Genomic DNA, 14,915 nt, shown 5'->3' with positions numbered 1-14,915 from the left:
GATGGGCATGATGCTCGAACGGAGGCGGACGTCCCCGTCGAGCTCTCGAGGAGAAGAGGAAAATGAAGTTCTACGAACTGGATGCCGTTCCGGATGGGGCCATTCGCTACACGGGCAAGGACCCCGCTGAAAACACGAGGGGCCCGCTCGGCCCTCGGTGCTCCTCTTGTGCGGGCACCCTGGCGGGCGACGTGGAGTCCTACCCGAGCCTGGAGTCGTTGAATTCTCCAGAGGCGAATCAGGCCAGTGGGGCTCGCGACAAGTTCGTGCAGATCTTCATCCAGAACCCGTGGCTGGTGCTCATGCGCCGTGATGCGTTGGAGCAGCTCCAGGCCGAGGGAATCCGTGGACTCAATGGCCGCCGCACGGACCTGCGCTTCCGACAGGAGTGTTCACCGGAGCTGCGGGCGCTGGAGATCGAGCAGCACGGCCTCTACCACCCGGACTGCATGCCGCCGACCGACATCGTGCCGTGCAGGCGGTGCGGCAGCTACGAGCCGAGCCGTCCAGAGGAGCCGCTGCTCGATGGGGCCTCGCTACCGGAGCACCTGGACCTGTTCCGGCTGCGCAACGGCAGCGCGACCCTCGTCATCACCGAGCGCTTCGCCGACACCCTGCGGCGGCTCGGCTTCGAGGAGTTCTCCCTCCGGGAAGTACCCGTGCGCTGAGCCCCACTCCACGGATTCTCGCCTGAGACACGTTTGCGGAAGTGTCGCATCCGGCCGCGTTGGCATGCCCTGGCGCGCTATCGTCCGCGCCATGGGGCGCGAGGGGTGGGACCCTTCCACCCGAGGGGGATGAGCGTCATGAAGACGTGGAAGCTGTGGGGGCTGCTGCTCGGCGTGTGGCTGTCCGGCTGCGCGGCCTCGGGCACGGTGCTGCACGAGGCGCAAGCGCTCGACACCACCTACCAGGAGGCACAGGAGGAGGAAGGGGAGTCGTGTCTCGTCCTGCTGTGTGACGAGGAGGTGTGCGGCTTCTTCCGCTGCGAGGCCGTGGCACAGGCCGTGGCCACGGTGGGCTCGGGCGAGGAGGTGGTGCCCGGGCAGGTGGTGAAGACGTGGGCCAACCCGGGCGTAGCGGTGAACAGCGGCTCACCCATGAGGTACTGGGGAGGCCCGCTGCCGCTGCCCAAGCAGAAGGGCGCCGTCTTCGTCATTCCCTGGCGCAACCACCACCTGCGCAACCTGCTGCCCAGTCAGCAGCAACAGATGGAGGAGGCCGACGAGAAGCTCAACCGGCCTCACGAGAAGCACCACCTCTTCCCGCAGGCGTTCAAGAAGTGGTTCAAGAGCAAGGGCATCGACATCCATCGGTGGACGATGTTCATCGAGACGACCCTGCACAAAAGCATCCATCGAGGGCCAAATGGTGGTCCCTGGAATGCTGCGTGGTGGCAGTTCATCCGGGAAAATGAGGGCAGGGAGGTGACGAAGGAGGAGATCTGGAAGCACGCCTGGGAGTTGTGCGTGCGTTTTGGAGTGATGGCCCCCTTGCAGCCGTACTATGGCAAGACGAGGCTGCCGCCCCCGATCGAGTTCTGAGGAGGAGATGAGATTCTACGAGCTGGATTCCGTCCCGTACGGGACCGCGCGCTACACGGGCGAGTACCACGCGGAACACAAGTGGGGCCTGCCCGGCTTGCTGTGCCCCACGTGTGGCGGCAATGCGGCGGGCATCGCGGAGGCCTACCCGAGCGTGGACCTGTCGGAGTTCCCCGAGGCGAAGCAGCTCGAGAAGTCCTGGTTGGAGGAGGACTACGGGAGGTTCGAGCGTCTGCGGCAGATGGTTCGACCCCTGGTCCCCGCTTCAGCGAGGCTGAGACCTGGCACCCACTTCGGGCCGCTCGTGGGCTCGGCGCGCGGCAACATCGCGCAAATCCTCATCCAGTATCCCTGGCTGGTGCTCATCCGCCGTGAGGCGTTGGAGCAGCTCCATGCAGAGGGGCTCCGCGGGCTCAAGGGCTGCCGTACGGAGCTGCGCTTCCGGCAGAAGAACTCACCGGAGTTGCTGGAACTGGAGATCGAACTGCACGGCCTCTACCACCCGGGCTGCCTGCCGCCGGTCGACCTGGCGCCTTGCGAGACGTGTGGCAGCTACAAATTCGGCCGTCCGAAGGAGCCGCTGCTCGATGGGGCCTCGCTACCAGAGCACCTGGACCTGTTCCGGTTGCGCAACGGCAGCGCGACCCTGGTCATCACCGAGCGCTTCGCCGACACCCTGCGGCGGCTCGGCTTCGAGGAGTTCTCCCTCCGGGAAGTACCCGTGCGCTGAGCCCCACTCCCGAGGGCCCAGCGCGCCTCATCTCCGTCAGCTCGCGCCGCTGCCCGTGAGCACCACGGGCACCGTCTTGAGGATCAGGTTGATGTCGTTCTTGAGGCTCCAGTGGTCGATGTACTGCATGTCCAGGTACATCCACTCCTCGAACGAAATCTGATTGCGCCCCGACACCTGCCAGATGCAGGTGAGCCCCGGACGCACCGACAACCGGCGGCGCTGCCACGCGGCGTACTTCTCCACCTCCTTCGGGATGGGCGGACGCGGCCCCACCACGCTCATCTCGCCCCGCAGCACGTTGATGAGCTGCGGCAGCTCGTCGATGGAGTACTTGCGGATGAACCGGCCAATCCGCGTGATGCGCGGATCGTTCTTCATCTTGAAGACCGGTCCCGTCTGCTCGTTGAGCGCCTCCAGCTTCGCCTTCAGCTCCTCGGCGTTCACCACCATGGAGCGGAACTTCAGCATGTTGAACGTCTTGCCGTGCAGCCCCACGCGCGTCTGCTTGAAGAAGATGGGCCCCCGGCTGGTGAACTTCACCACCAGCGCCACGCCGATCAGCAGCGGCGAGAGCATCGCCAGCGCCGCCGCCGAGCTCACGATGTCGAAGAGCCGCTTGAGCGCCATCTGGTGCGGCTGGAAGGCGTGCGTCATGAAGTGCAGGTAGCCGTCCGAGACCGCGTGGTCATCCACCGGCCGCGCCCGGTCGAACCGGAAGTGGTACGCCGGCAGCGCGAAGGGAATCCCGAAGTTCTCACACAGCTTCACCGCGTTCTGCATCTCCGCCGAGTGCTTCAGCATGTTCCCGGCGATGAACACCTCGTCCACCGGCACCGTGCACAGGATGTTCTCCAGGTCCTTCACCGTCCCCAGCACCGGCGCCGGCGGCGCCGCCGTGGCCGTGTCGTTGCTGAAGCTCAGGTAGCCGATCACCTTGCGCCGGTGCTTGCTGTTCAGGTCCTCGCCCGTCAGCCGGCCCATCGCTCCCACGCCGATGATGAGCACCTCGTCCAGCGGCTGCTCCTGCACCGACAACTTCCGGAAGAAGTACAGGCGCAACAGCGCCACCGAGGGCCACAACAGCGGCGGGAACAGGCTCAGCGCGACGATCCACGACTCGGTGCCCATCACCAGACGCGTGAGGAAGAGCACCACCGTGACGACCATCACCTGGATGGAGATGAGCGCCAAGTCATCCAGCCGCTCCCGGTCCGCGAACCGCGCGTCATACAGGCACAGCGCCGTGCCCACCACCAGCCACGACAGGATTCCCACCCCCAGCAGCACCCAGACGTCCGTGCGCTCCAGGTGCAGGTCATGGCCCATCATCGTCGTGGACACGAGCAGCGCCGTCACCACCAGCACCAGGTCCACCGCCAGGTTCAGCTTGGCGGCGAACCCCGGCGCGAAGCGCGGGGACCGCGGCTCGGCCGTCACGGGCGCCACCACTGCCAGATTCTTATCCACTGAGGTGGGTGCGCCCGTCAGCACCAGCGGCACGGGCGTCTCGGCCGGACCCGACCCGACAGGTGGGCTCTCGGGACTTGCCTTCGCGGTGGTGGTGGGCGGCTCGCTGGAGGTCGAGTCAACTTGAGATGCGGGTCGCATTGCAGGCCTTCCGGAATTCACTCCCGACGGATCCGCATGATAGGGGACCGGAACGTCGGCAAAAAGCCAGCGGGAGCCAAGTGTTGAGACGGCACATCCCCCTGCTTCGAGAGCAGACAGCGTAAAGGTTTGTCCTGAAATCCGTCAATCCCTCCTGTATATTTGCAGCTTGGTTGTAACCTCCGGAGGACACCTGTTGCGTCTCCGGCAACAAGCCTACACGCGCCTCACGTGTAGGGGCATGGCGTGTGCATGGCGTACAGAGGACGTAATGGGTCCTCCACGGGAGTCACCGCCATGCCCTCCACCGAGCCGTCCGCGCCCGCCGCCGTCGTCCTCGCCCGCCGTGACTTCGACGCCGCCCTGTTCGATCTGGACGGCGTGGTGACACGCACCGCGGAGGTGCATGCCGCGGCGTGGAAGCGCCTGTTCGACGCGCTCGTGGAGCCGCCCTTCACGCCGGAGGACTACCAACGGTACGTGGATGGGCGGCCGCGCCTGGATGGCATCCGCTGCTTCCTGGCGAGCCGCGGGCTGTCACTGCCCGAGGGCACACCGGAGGATGGACCAGAGGCCCAGACGGTGCACGGGCTGGGCAAGCGCAAGAACACCTTCTTCACCGAGACGTTGGAGCAGCGGGGCGTGGGGGTGTTCGCGAACGCGGTGGGGCTGCTGGAGCGGCTGAGGGCGGCGGGCTTCCGCACGGCGGTGGTATCGGCCAGCCGCAACTGCGTGGCGGTCCTGCGAGCGGCCAGGCTGGAGCACCTCTTCGACGCTCGGGTGGACGGGGTGGAGGCGGGGCGGCTGGGGTTGCCGGGCAAGCCTGCGCCGGACACGTTCCTGGAAGCGGCTCGGAGGTTGGGCGTGGCCCCGGAGCGCGCGGTGGTGCTGGAGGACGCCCAGGCTGGAGTGCAGGCGGGGCGGCGAGGCCATTTCGGGCTCGTCCTCGGGGTGCGCCGCGCGGGGCCGGAGGGCGCGCTGGTGCGAGCCGGTGCGGACGTCGAGGTGACGGACCTGTCCACCGTGAGGGTGGAGGAAGGAGCGTCGGAAGTGCGGCCCATGCGGGAAGTGCCCTCGGCGTTGGAGCGGCGCGAGGAGTTGCTGCGGCGGATGGAGGGGCGGGAGGTGGCCGTCTTCCTGGACTATGACGGCACGCTGACGCCCATCGTTCCCCAGCCGGAGGACGCGCGCCTGTCGGACGCGATGCGGGCCACGCTGGCGGAGCTGGCCCGGCGCTACCCGGTGGCCGCCGTGAGCGGGAGGGATCTGCCCGTGCTGAAGGGCTTCGTCCAGTTGGAGGGGCTGTACTTCGCGGGCAGCCACGGCTTCGACATCGAGGGGCCGGGCGGGCGTTGCTTCCAGCAGGAGGAGGGAATGGCGCTGCTGCCGGAGGTGGACGCGGCGGAGCGGGAGCTGGCCAGGGGGCTGGAGGCAATCCCTGGCACGCGGCTGGAGCGCAAGCGCTTCACGGTGGCGGTGCACTGGCGGCACGTGGAGGAGGCGCGGGTGCCCGAGGTGGAGCGCGTGGTGGCCAGCGTGCTCGCGCGCCACCCGAGGCTGCGCAGGAGCGGCGGGAAGAAGGTCTTCGAGCTGCAGCCGGACATCGACTGGCACAAGGGCCGGGCGGTGCAGTGGCTGCTGCGGGCCCTCGGGCTGGAGCGCGAGGGCGTGCTGCCCGTGTTCGTGGGGGACGACCTCACGGACGAGGACGCCTTCCAGACGCTGAAGGGACGGGGGCTCGGGGTGGTGGTGCGCGGCGAGGCGGAGCGGCCCACGGCGGCGGACTACGCGCTGGCGGACGTGGAGGAGGTGCGCCAGTTCCTGCAGCTGCTCATCGCCCGCGCGGGAGGGACGAAGCGATGAACCCGGAGCACTGGCTCTTCACGTACGAGGGTTTCGAGCCGGCGAAGGAGGGCCTGCGCGAGGCGCTGTGCACGCTGGGCAACGGCTACTTCGCCACGCGCGGGGCGGCGCCGGAGGCGGAGGCGGACGAGACGCACTACCCGGGCACGTACCTGGCGGGCGGGTACAACCGGCTGAGGACGGACCTGGCCGGGCGCGTGGTGGAGAACGAGGACCTGGTCAACATGCCCAACTGGCTGCCGCTCACCTTCCGCATCGAGGGCGGCGACTGGTTCAACGCGCGCGCGGTGACGCTGCTGGAGTACCGGCAGGTGCTGGACATGGCGCGGGGGCTGCTGCTGCGCACGGTGCGCTTCGAGGACCGGAAGGGGCGGCGCACGCGGGTGGAGCAGCGGCGCTTCGTGCACATGCGGGACAAGCACCTGGCGGGGCAGGAGCTGGTGCTGGTGCCGGAGAACTGGAGCGGGCGGGTGCTGGTGCGCTCGGCGCTGGACGGGCGGGTGGTGAATGGAGGCGTGCCCCGCTACCGGCAGCTCAACTGCAAGCACCTGCGGACGCTGGTGACGGAGGAGGTGGACGCGGAGACGCTGCTGCTGGAGGTGGAGACGGTGCAGTCGCGCCTGGAGGTGGCCGAGGCGGCGCGCACGCGGCTGTACGTGGACGGGCAGCCCGCGGAGGCACGGAGGGGACTGGCCACGGAGGACGGGTACCTGGCGCACGACTTCACGGTGGAGCTGCGCGAGGGCCAGCGGCTGGCGGTGGAGAAGGTGGTGGCGCTCTACTCGTCGAGGGACCACGCCGTGTCCGAGGCGGCGCAGGAGGCCCGGCACGCGGTGGGGGTGGCGCCCGCGCGCTTCGACGAGCTGGTGGACACACACGCGCGGGCGTGGTCTCACCTGTGGCGCCGCAGCGACCTGGACCTGGAGCTGGCCGAGGCGGACCACATCCACCGGACGCTGCGGCTGCACATCTTCCACCTGCTGCAGACGGTGTCGCCGCACTCCATCGACCAGGACGTGGGCGTGCCGGCGCGCGGGTGGCACGGCGAGGCGTACCGGGGCCACATCTTCTGGGACGAGCTGTTCGTCTTCCCGTTCCTCAACCTGCGGTTGCCGGCCCTGACGCGGGCGCTCCTGCGCTACCGGCACCGGCGGCTGCGGCGGGCGCGCGAGGCGGCACGCGAGGCGGGCTTCCGGGGCGCCATGTACCCCTGGCAGAGCGGCAGCGACGGGCGCGAGGAGAGCCAGCGCGTGCACCTCAACCCGCGCTCGGGGCGCTGGGTCCCGGACGTGACGTCGTTGCAGCGGCACATCAACGCGGCCATCGCCTACAACGTCTGGCAATACTACGAGGCCACGGCGGATACGGAGTTCCTCTATTTCTATGGCGCGGAGATGTTGCTGGAGCTGGCGCGCTTCTGGGCGAGCATGGCCCGGTGGAACCCGTCCCTGCGCCGCTATGAGATTCTCGGCGTCATGGGGCCCGACGAGTACCACACGGGCTACCCGGACCGGCCGGAGCCGGGGCTCGACAACAACTCGTACACCAACCTCATGGCCGTATGGGTGCTGTGCAAGGCATTGGAGGTGTTGAAGCTGCTGCCCGGCGAGCGGCGGGGCGAGCTGCTCGAGACGCTGGAGCTGACCCAGACGGAGCTGGCGCACTGGGACGACGTGAGCCGGAAGATGCGGCTCGTGTTCCACGCGGATGGGGTGCTCAGCCAGTTCGAGGGCTACGAGCAGCTCCAGGAGTTCGACTGGGAGGTGTACCGCAAGCGCTACGGCGACATCCAGCGGCTGGACCGGATCCTCGAGGCCGAGGGCGACACGCCCAACCGCTACAAACTGTCGAAGCAGGCGGATGTGCTGATGCTGTTCTACCTGTTCTCGGCGGAGGAACTGCGGGATCTCCTCGAGCGGCTGGGATACGCGTTCGACCCGACGATGATTCCGAGGACGGTGGAGTACTACCTGCAGCGCACGTCCCACGGCTCGACGCTGAGCGGGGTGGTGCACTCGTGGGTGCTGGCGCGCAGTGACCGGCCGCGCTCGTGGAAGCTGTTCACCGAGGCGCTCAAGAGCGACATCTCGGACGTGCAGGGAGGGACGACGCCGGAAGGCATCCACCTGGGCGCGATGTCGGGGACGGTGGACCTGATGCAGCGCGCGTACACGGGCATCGAGGTGCGCGGGGGGGTGCTGCACTTCAACCCGAACCTGCCGGAGGGGATGAAGCGGCTGAAGTTCCTGCTGCGCTACCGGAAGAACATGGTGGAGGTGGAGATCACCCAGGACACGCTGGTGCTCAACAGCCGGTGGCCGGCGGCGGCACCGTTGGAGTTCGCGCTGAGAGGAGAGCGCCACCAGCTCCAGCCGTGCGAGACACGCAAGTTCCCCATCGAGAGGCCGCCCATCACGGCGGAGGCGAGCATCACGGACAGCTCGGGCCCGTGAGCCCACTCCCCCTCTCCCTCCGGGAGAGGGAAAGGGTGAGGGTACCGAGCCCCCCGGGTCGAAGACCGGGCAGGGGACCGTGAGGCCGCCTCGTCCCGAGGGGAAGTCACGGACAGGGCGGTCCGGTTCATCCGGCACATGCGCCTTCCCTCCCTGCTTCTCGCCCCCCTGACCCTGCTCCTGTCCGCACTTCCGGCCGCCGCGGCCGGCCCCTCCGTGTGGGGCGAAAGCTCCATGGTGAAGGTGATGCCCGATACGGCGCCTCATGGCCGGTCCCCGGTCCACCTCACGGCCGCGCGCAACGAGTTCGTCTCCTTCCAGGTGGGCCTGCACGGCGGAGACTCGGGGCTGCGGAACGTCCGCGCGAGCCTGAGCGCGTTGAATGGCCCCACCTCCATCGCTGGAGCGGACCTCACCCTCTACCGCGAGGATTTCCTCACCACCCGCCGGGCCACGGTGCCCGGAGAGACGGTGGGGCGCTGGCCGGACGCGCTGGTGCCGGACGTGGATGAGCTCGCCGGCGAGACGCGCAATGCCTTCCCCTTCGACGTGTCCGCCCGCGAGTCCCGCGCCATCTGGGTGGATGTGCACGTTCCCTTGAACGCGCCTCCCGGCGAGTACCATGGCGCGGTGGAGGTGACGGGTGAGGGGCTCCGCCAGCGGGTGCCCGTGCGCCTCACGGTGGTGAACGCCGTCCTGCCCAGCACTCCGTCCCTCGCCACCGCCTTCCTCCTGTGGCCGCCTCATGTGTGCCGCGCGTACTTCGGCCGCACCGAGTGCTCCCGTCAGGAATTGGAGCCGCTCCTGGCGAACCATCACCGCATGGCGCTCGAGCACCGCATCACCCTCTCCAGCGCCTTCCCCCGCGCCCCGGGTGGAGCGGGCCGCTGGGGCACGCCGGACTGGGCCTCCTTCGATGCCACCTGGGGCCCGTTCCTGGACGGCACCGCGCCCTCGCGTCTGCCCGGCGCGAAGATGACGAGCATCGAGTTCCTGGGGGAGTACACCCCCGAGGCGCTGGCCGACTTCGTCTCCCACCTCCGCGAGCGCGGCTGGTTGTCGCGTGCCTACGCCTACGTGGGAGACGAGCCCCCCTACATCTCCTCCTGGGAGGAGACCCGCCGGAACCTCGCGGTGGTGGGCTCGTCGGCACCGGAGCTGCGCACGCTCCTGACCGCTCCCATCCAGGACCTGGAGGCACAGCACCTGGTGGACGCGGTGAGCCTGGTCACCCCCGCGGTCAACTACGTGGATGGCACGAAGCCGCCCTACGTGGGAGACCAGCGGGAGCGCTACACGGACTACCTCGCCCGGCCCGGCTACTCGATGTGGATGTACCAGAGCTGCATGAGCCACGGCTGCGCCTATGGCACCAACGCGCCGGAGAACGAGCCGGGCGCGGGCTGGCCCTCGTACATGCTGGATCGCCCGGCGGCGAAGGGCCGCGCCATGCAGTGGTTGACCTTCCTCGGAGGCGCCACCGGCGAGCTGTATTACCAGACGGTGGGGATGCTCGCCTCGGCGTGGGAGGATCAGTTCCGCTTCAACGGCAACGGGGATGGGACCCTCTTCTACCCGGGCACCCTCCAGCGCATCGGCGGCGGCACTCCCGTGCCGGTGGCCTCCCTGCGCCTCAAGCTCATCCGCCTGGGCGTGCAGGATTACGAGTGGCTGAAGATGGTGAGCGACGCGGGAGACCCCGTCTTCGCCCGGCAGGTGGCTCGCGAGCTCATCCCCGCCGCCTCCCAGGTGCCGGACGACGGCGAGGCCTTCGAGCGTGCCCGCCTGCGCCTCATCCAGCGCTATCTGGAGCTCTCCGGCCCTCGTGGACGGTCCCAGCCGTGATAGAGCCCGCCGCATGAGCACGGATCTGCTGAAGCGGGTGGTCATTCGCGAGGCCCGGCCCGAGGACGACGCGGTCGTGGGCGAGCTGCTGGTGGAGGCCTTCATCACCCAGTACGCCAAGAAGCTGCCAGAGGTGGTCTACACGGAGGAGCGCAAGCGCAGCCTCCGGGACGTAGCAGGCAAGCGAGCGGTGGCGAAGGTGTTGGTGGCCGAGCTGGAGGGCCGTGTGGTGGGCACGGTGGCACTGTGGCCCCCGGGGGCCATGGGCTCGGAGGCGTGGCTGCCCAACTCGGCGGACCTGCGGCACCTGGCCACCTGCGTGGACTTCCACGGCCAGGGTCTGTCGACTCCCCTGCTGGACGAGGCCGAGCGCGTGGCCCGCGAGGACTGGCGCGTTCGAGCCATCTGCCTGCACGTGCGCCGGGGCGCCCAGGGCGTGGCGCGCATGTACCAGCGCCGCGGCTTCATCCGCGAGCCGTCGGCCGACCTGGACACGCCTTCCGTGTTCCTCGAGGCCTTCGTCATGCGCTTTCCGAGATGAAATCCGTCTGACACACATTGCAACCCCGGGGAGGGGTGCCAACCGTCGCCGCGCCACAAGGAGGAGCCCATGGCGTGGCTGCGCGACAGCACGGTTGCATTCTTCTCGGCAGTGTCCCTGATTGCGTGCGGTGGTGCGGAGAGGTCGGAGTCTCCCGCCCCCCTGGAGGTGGAGTCGGCACCCGTGGAGCAGGGTGGGTCACCGGTGGAGGAGGGTGCTCCAGACGACGATTCTCCCTCACGGCATGGAGGATGGAGCTGGGGCAGGCCGGGGAGCGTGACCTGGGCCCGGAGCGTGAAGGGGTCTGGACTCGACCTCGTCCAGGGCACGGCGTGGACGCGACGCGGCGAGCTGGTCGTCCTCAGCCGCTCCAGCGGAGACGACACCGATGGCTCCGCGACACTCTCGCTGAGCAAGTACACGCCCTGGGGCTGGCGGCTCTGGACCCGGGAGTTGCGGCACGTCTCTCGCAATGGAGGCCTCGGCTACTACGACGTGCGCAACCTGCTGGGCGTGGGGCCGGATGGGTCCATCGTCCTCGCGGGCTTCGAGCGGGGGACCACGGACCTGGGCGGTGGGACGTTGGTGCAGGATGTCTACCTGGCGAAGCTGGACGCCCACGGGCAGCCGGTCTGGACGCGCTCCTTCGCCACGAGCGGCCATGAGCTGCCGCTCCGGCCCAACGCGCTCGCCGTGGATTCCCAGGGCGCCATCGTCCTCGGTGGCGAGGTGTTCGGCTCGGCGGATCTGGGCGGACAGATGCTGGTGCGCGAGGACAAGGCCTTCGTGGCCCGGTACACCCCGGCGGGAACCCTGGACTGGGTGCGCGCCGTCTCATCCTCGCCGCGCGAGCTCTACGGTCCCCAGGTCAGCGTGGACGCGCTCGCGGTGGATGGGGAGGGCAACGTCTACGCCGCCGGCAACTACACCGGGACCCTCTTCCCGGGTGGCGCCACCACGTGGCACTGGGCGGGGGCTCCGTTCCTCATCCGCTGGGACGCCCGGGGACAGCAGGTCTGGGGCAAGGACTTCGGCGGCCTGAAGGGACAGATCTACGTGGCGGGAGTGACTCCGGATGGGCACGTGGCCGCCGCGGGCCGTTTCATGGGAGCGCTCGCCTGGGGCGGGAAGGACGTCGCCGGGGACTCGCGCGAGCCCTGGGCCTCGTTCCTCGTGGTGGCGGACGTGGACGGCCAGGAGCTCGCCGCCCGCTCGCTGCGCGAGGCGAACGTGCGCGCCATGGCCGTGGACCCTCGCGGCCGCATCTACGTGGGCGGCTACGGCCCGGCGGATACCGACCTCGGCGGCGGCCCGATGATGGACTCGCAGCGGGAGCAGCTCTTCATCGTCCGCTATTCGCTGGCCGCCGAGCATGCGTGGAGCCGCACCTTCCCGAACCAGCCGTCGCCCTCGGGCAGCTACATCGGAGACCGGTACATGCGCACGCTCTCCGTCCGTCCCGGCTGGGGCCTCATCGCCGGGGGCAACTTCCAGCTCCCCACCGACTTCGGTGGCTTCCTCCTGGCGCCGGAGCCCGTGCCCGAGTCTCCCTACCCGCCGTTGCCGGACGGCTACCTGCTGCGTCTGGCTCCGTAGCGGCCCGGAACCGGCGGAGTACAGCGACGGCATGGGCTGATGAGCCCATCTGATCGCTCCTGGATATCTCTCCCGACCCGCTGGGGTGGGCGGGCGCGGCGGGTGTCATAATGCCGGGTGATACTCCCTCATGCCTCGCTACCGCCTTTCACACACTGATGCCGTCGAGTGGCTCCGGTCTCTACCGGATGGCTCGGTGGACCTCGTCATCACCGACCCCGCCTACGAGTCGCTCGAGAAGCACCGTGCCATCGGCACCACCACGCGCCTCAAGCGCAGCAAGGGGTCGAGCAACCAGTGGTTCCGCATCTTCCCCAACGCGCGCTTCCCCGAGCTGTTCGCCGAGGTCTTCCGGGTGCTCAAGCGCGACTCGCACTTCTATCTGTTCTGTGATCCGGAGACGATGTTCGTCGCCAAGCCGCTCGCCGAGGCCGCGGGCTTCCGGTTCTGGAAGCCCATCGTCTGGGACAAGCTGCACATCGGCATGGGCTATCACTACCGCTCGCGCTACGAGCTCATCCTCTTCTTCGAGAAGGGCCGGAGGCGGTTGAGCGACCTGGGCGTGGCGGACGTGCTCCCGGTGCCGCGCGTCTACCGGGGCTATCCGGCGGAGAAGCCCCCGGAGGTGAGCGAGGTGCTCATCCGCCAGAGCAGCGAGCCCGGAGGCGTGGTGGTGGATCCGTTCATGGGCTCGGGCTCGGTGGGGGTAGCGGCGGCGCGGCTCGGGCGGGACTTCTGGGGCACCGACATCTGTGACGAGGCGCTGGCGGTCTCCGGGACGCGCCTGCTGGCCGAGGGCGCGGAGCCCGAGGAGGCGCCGGAGGACTCGCGGGAGATGCGCAGGGTCCGGAGCGGTTGAAGGGCCGGACGCGGAGGCACGGATGACTGGACACGAATACGCGGACCTGGTGGCCAGATACATCGTGAGGAACTACGCCTCGCGCGGGGTGAAGGCGTACCGCGAGGTGCACGTCGGCAAGACACTCACCGGGAGGGGACGGCGCGTCGACATCTTCGTGCTCGAACACGAGACGCGCACCGCGCTCGCCATCGAGTGCAAGTACCAGGGCAGCGTGGGCACGGTGGACGAGAAGATTCCCTTCGCCCTGCAGGACCTGGAGAGCATGAAGATTCCCGTGTGTGTCTCCTACGCGGGTGATGGCTTCTCGCAGGGCATCCTCCACATCCTCTCCGCGTCTCCCATCGCGGCCTACTGCCTGCCCGGCGCGAAGACGCTCGCGCCCTCCCCGGAGACACGCGAGCTGGACTGCATCCTCGCCATGACCTTCAAGTGGTGGGACGTGCTCGTGCGCGGCAAGAAGCGCGTGGCGCTCTAGCTTCAGCCCTCGTCTTCACCGCGAAGCGCGTCACCCGGGAAGAGGCGATGTCCCTCGAAGACCGTCAGCACTTCGATTCCATCCCGAACCACGCGGTACACGATGCGGTAGGAGCGCAGGAACACTTCACGAATGTCCTCCCGCTCGATTTCCGGCACACGGCGTCCGGCCTTGGGCGTGGCGGCTGCCTCGTGTGCACGCTGCCGCAGGCGTTCAACCCACTGGCGTGCAGCTCGTGGATTGTCCTCGGCGATGTAGCGGCCAATGGCGCGCAGATCTCCGATGGACCGGTGTGTCCATCGGACATGTGGCCTACGGCTCACGGCTCGTGCTTACCGAACTCGTCATCCAACATCCTGCCAAGCGCTTCGTCGGAGACGACCCGGCCTGCCTCGGCATCGGCGAGCCCTTCACCGACTGCCTCCAGGAATCGTGCCCGGTGGGTGAGCCGGTCGAACTCCTCCGGTGAGAGCAGCACGGCGGCGGGCTTGCCGCTCTGCGTGATGACCACCGGGCGCCGGTGCTCCCTCAGGCGGCGGACCACCTCGGAGGCACGAGCCTTGAAATCGGCGATCGGCAGGATGTCCTCTGAGACGTGGAGCGGCTTCATGGTCACCCAGATGGTCAGCGGGATGGTCAGAAGATAGACCTGATGTGAGGTCCTCACCAGGGGTGATGGGCGCGGGCCCTTGTTTCCCTCCTTCCTTCGAGGAGCAGCCGAGCGAGCGTGATGTTCACGGCCAGCCAGGCGGGCGCCGGAGGAACTCGCATGGACAGATTCCTCTCATGAGACCCATCGACTGGCATACCATGTGGGTTCCGGAGATGAACCCGTTGGAGGTCATCCTCCGCGTCTCGCTGGTGTTCCTCTTCGCACAGCTCGTCCTGCGGCTCGCCGGACGCAAGGAGCTGGGGCGCTACTCCACCTTCGACCTGGCACTCCTCTTCCTCCTCACCGTCTGCCTGCGCAGGACCCTCGTGGGCGATGACGACAGCCTCACCACGGGCTTCATCGCCCTGGCCACGCTCGCGTCGTGGGACCGCTTCTTCTCGTGGTTGTCCTTCCGAGACCGCCACGCGGCCCGGCTGCTGGAGGGCCGCCCCCTGGAGCTGGTCCGCGAGGGCGAGCTGGTACACGACAACCTGCGCAAGACCCACATCTCCCAGAAGGAGCTGCTCAGCCGGTTGCGCTCCCACGGCCGGGACGATCTGCGGACGGTCCGCGCCGCCTTCCTCGAACCGAATGGCCAGGTGACCTTCCTCTTCCGCGAGAGCGGGGGCTCCTCGTCCCACTGATTCTCGGCGTTCCGGCCGGAGCGATCGGCCTCCTGCTCGCCACTCCGCTCTGGTCGGTGCTCATCATCAAGGAGGTAGGCCCCATTCACCCAGGAGGAC

The 14,915-nt window shown here is 68.7% G+C and carries 14 protein-coding genes; 11 read left to right on the top strand and 3 right to left on the bottom strand.

Annotation, left to right across the window (positions count from 1 at the left end; all coding sequences use genetic code 11):
* Positions 1-62 precede the first annotated feature (62 nt).
* From sitI6 (NR810_RS45070) to sitI6 (NR810_RS45060), 3 genes are all read left to right on the top strand, one after another.
* On the top strand, positions 63-668 hold the full coding sequence (gene sitI6, locus NR810_RS45070; RefSeq protein ID WP_257461793.1) for a SitI6 family double-CXXCG motif immunity protein: 606 nt from the start codon (positions 63-65) through the stop codon (positions 666-668).
* Positions 669-806: 138 nt separating this feature from the next.
* A complete protein-coding gene (gene sitA6 / locus NR810_RS45065) occupies positions 807-1,544 on the top strand; it encodes a SitA6 family polymorphic toxin lipoprotein (RefSeq protein WP_257461792.1) in 738 nt (245 codons plus the stop codon).
* 7 nt (positions 1,545-1,551) lie between these two features.
* The gene (sitI6, locus tag NR810_RS45060) at positions 1,552-2,274 is read left to right on the top strand and encodes a SitI6 family double-CXXCG motif immunity protein (protein ID WP_257461791.1); all 723 of its coding nucleotides are present in this window, start codon (positions 1,552-1,554) and stop codon (positions 2,272-2,274) included.
* Positions 2,275-2,310: 36 nt separating this feature from the next.
* On the opposite strand, the gene epsZ is transcribed toward sitI6 (NR810_RS45060), so the two are convergent.
* A complete protein-coding gene (epsZ, locus tag NR810_RS45055) occupies positions 2,311-3,885 on the bottom strand; it encodes an exopolysaccharide biosynthesis polyisoprenyl-phosphate hexose-1-phosphate transferase EpsZ (RefSeq protein WP_306819045.1) in 1,575 nt (524 codons plus the stop codon).
* 297 nt (positions 3,886-4,182) lie between these two features.
* Here epsZ and otsB point away from each other — a divergent pair, with 297 nt between their 5' ends.
* From otsB to NR810_RS45020, 7 genes are all read left to right on the top strand, one after another.
* Entirely contained in the window at positions 4,183-5,748 is a 1,566-nt protein-coding gene (otsB, locus tag NR810_RS45050) for a trehalose-phosphatase (protein ID WP_257461789.1), read from the top strand.
* Positions 5,745-8,201, top strand: a complete 2,457-nt coding sequence (locus NR810_RS45045) for a glycoside hydrolase family 65 protein (RefSeq protein ID WP_257461788.1) — start codon at positions 5,745-5,747, stop codon at positions 8,199-8,201. The genes otsB and NR810_RS45045 overlap by 4 nt, the downstream gene beginning before the upstream one ends.
* 138 nt (positions 8,202-8,339) lie before the next feature.
* Positions 8,340-10,046: a DUF4091 domain-containing protein gene (locus NR810_RS45040; RefSeq protein ID WP_257461787.1), complete on the top strand. Its 1,707-nt coding sequence runs from the start codon at positions 8,340-8,342 to the stop codon at positions 10,044-10,046.
* A 13-nt stretch (positions 10,047-10,059) separates the two neighbouring features.
* Positions 10,060-10,587 (top strand): GNAT family N-acetyltransferase, encoded by a 528-nt coding sequence (locus NR810_RS45035; protein ID WP_257461785.1) that lies wholly within the window; start codon positions 10,060-10,062, stop codon positions 10,585-10,587.
* A 294-nt stretch (positions 10,588-10,881) separates the two neighbouring features.
* Positions 10,882-12,183: a hypothetical protein gene (locus NR810_RS45030; RefSeq protein WP_257461784.1), complete on the top strand. Its 1,302-nt coding sequence runs from the start codon at positions 10,882-10,884 to the stop codon at positions 12,181-12,183.
* A gap of 130 nt (positions 12,184-12,313) precedes the next feature.
* Positions 12,314-13,042 carry a DNA-methyltransferase gene (locus NR810_RS45025; protein ID WP_257461783.1) on the top strand — a complete coding sequence of 243 codons (729 nt, stop codon included), beginning with the start codon at positions 12,314-12,316 and terminating at the stop codon, positions 13,040-13,042.
* Between the two features lie 22 nt (positions 13,043-13,064).
* Positions 13,065-13,520, top strand: coding sequence for a PD-(D/E)XK nuclease superfamily protein (locus tag NR810_RS45020; RefSeq protein WP_257461781.1), 456 nt, complete (start codon positions 13,065-13,067; stop codon positions 13,518-13,520).
* Between the two features lie 2 nt (positions 13,521-13,522).
* Here NR810_RS45020 and NR810_RS45015 read toward each other — a convergent pair whose 3' ends face one another.
* Positions 13,523-13,843 (bottom strand): type II toxin-antitoxin system RelE/ParE family toxin, encoded by a 321-nt coding sequence (locus NR810_RS45015; RefSeq protein WP_257461780.1) that lies wholly within the window; start codon positions 13,841-13,843, stop codon positions 13,523-13,525.
* Complete coding sequence (locus tag NR810_RS45010) at positions 13,840-14,130, bottom strand: type II toxin-antitoxin system Phd/YefM family antitoxin (RefSeq protein ID WP_257461778.1); 291 nt, start codon at positions 14,128-14,130, stop codon at positions 13,840-13,842. The genes NR810_RS45015 and NR810_RS45010 overlap by 4 nt, the downstream gene beginning before the upstream one ends.
* Positions 14,131-14,306: 176 nt before the next feature.
* Between NR810_RS45010 and NR810_RS45005 the strand changes: the two genes are divergently transcribed.
* Positions 14,307-14,816, top strand: coding sequence for a DUF421 domain-containing protein (locus tag NR810_RS45005; RefSeq protein ID WP_257461777.1), 510 nt, complete (start codon positions 14,307-14,309; stop codon positions 14,814-14,816).
* Positions 14,817-14,915: the final 99 nt, after the last annotated feature.

Origin of the sequence: Archangium lipolyticum (assembly GCF_024623785.1) — a bacterium.
GTDB classification, from domain to species: domain Bacteria; phylum Myxococcota; class Myxococcia; order Myxococcales; family Myxococcaceae; genus Archangium; species Archangium lipolyticum.
The sequence above is the reverse complement of the archived record's forward strand: the minus strand, read 5'-3'. Positions and strand labels throughout refer to the sequence as shown.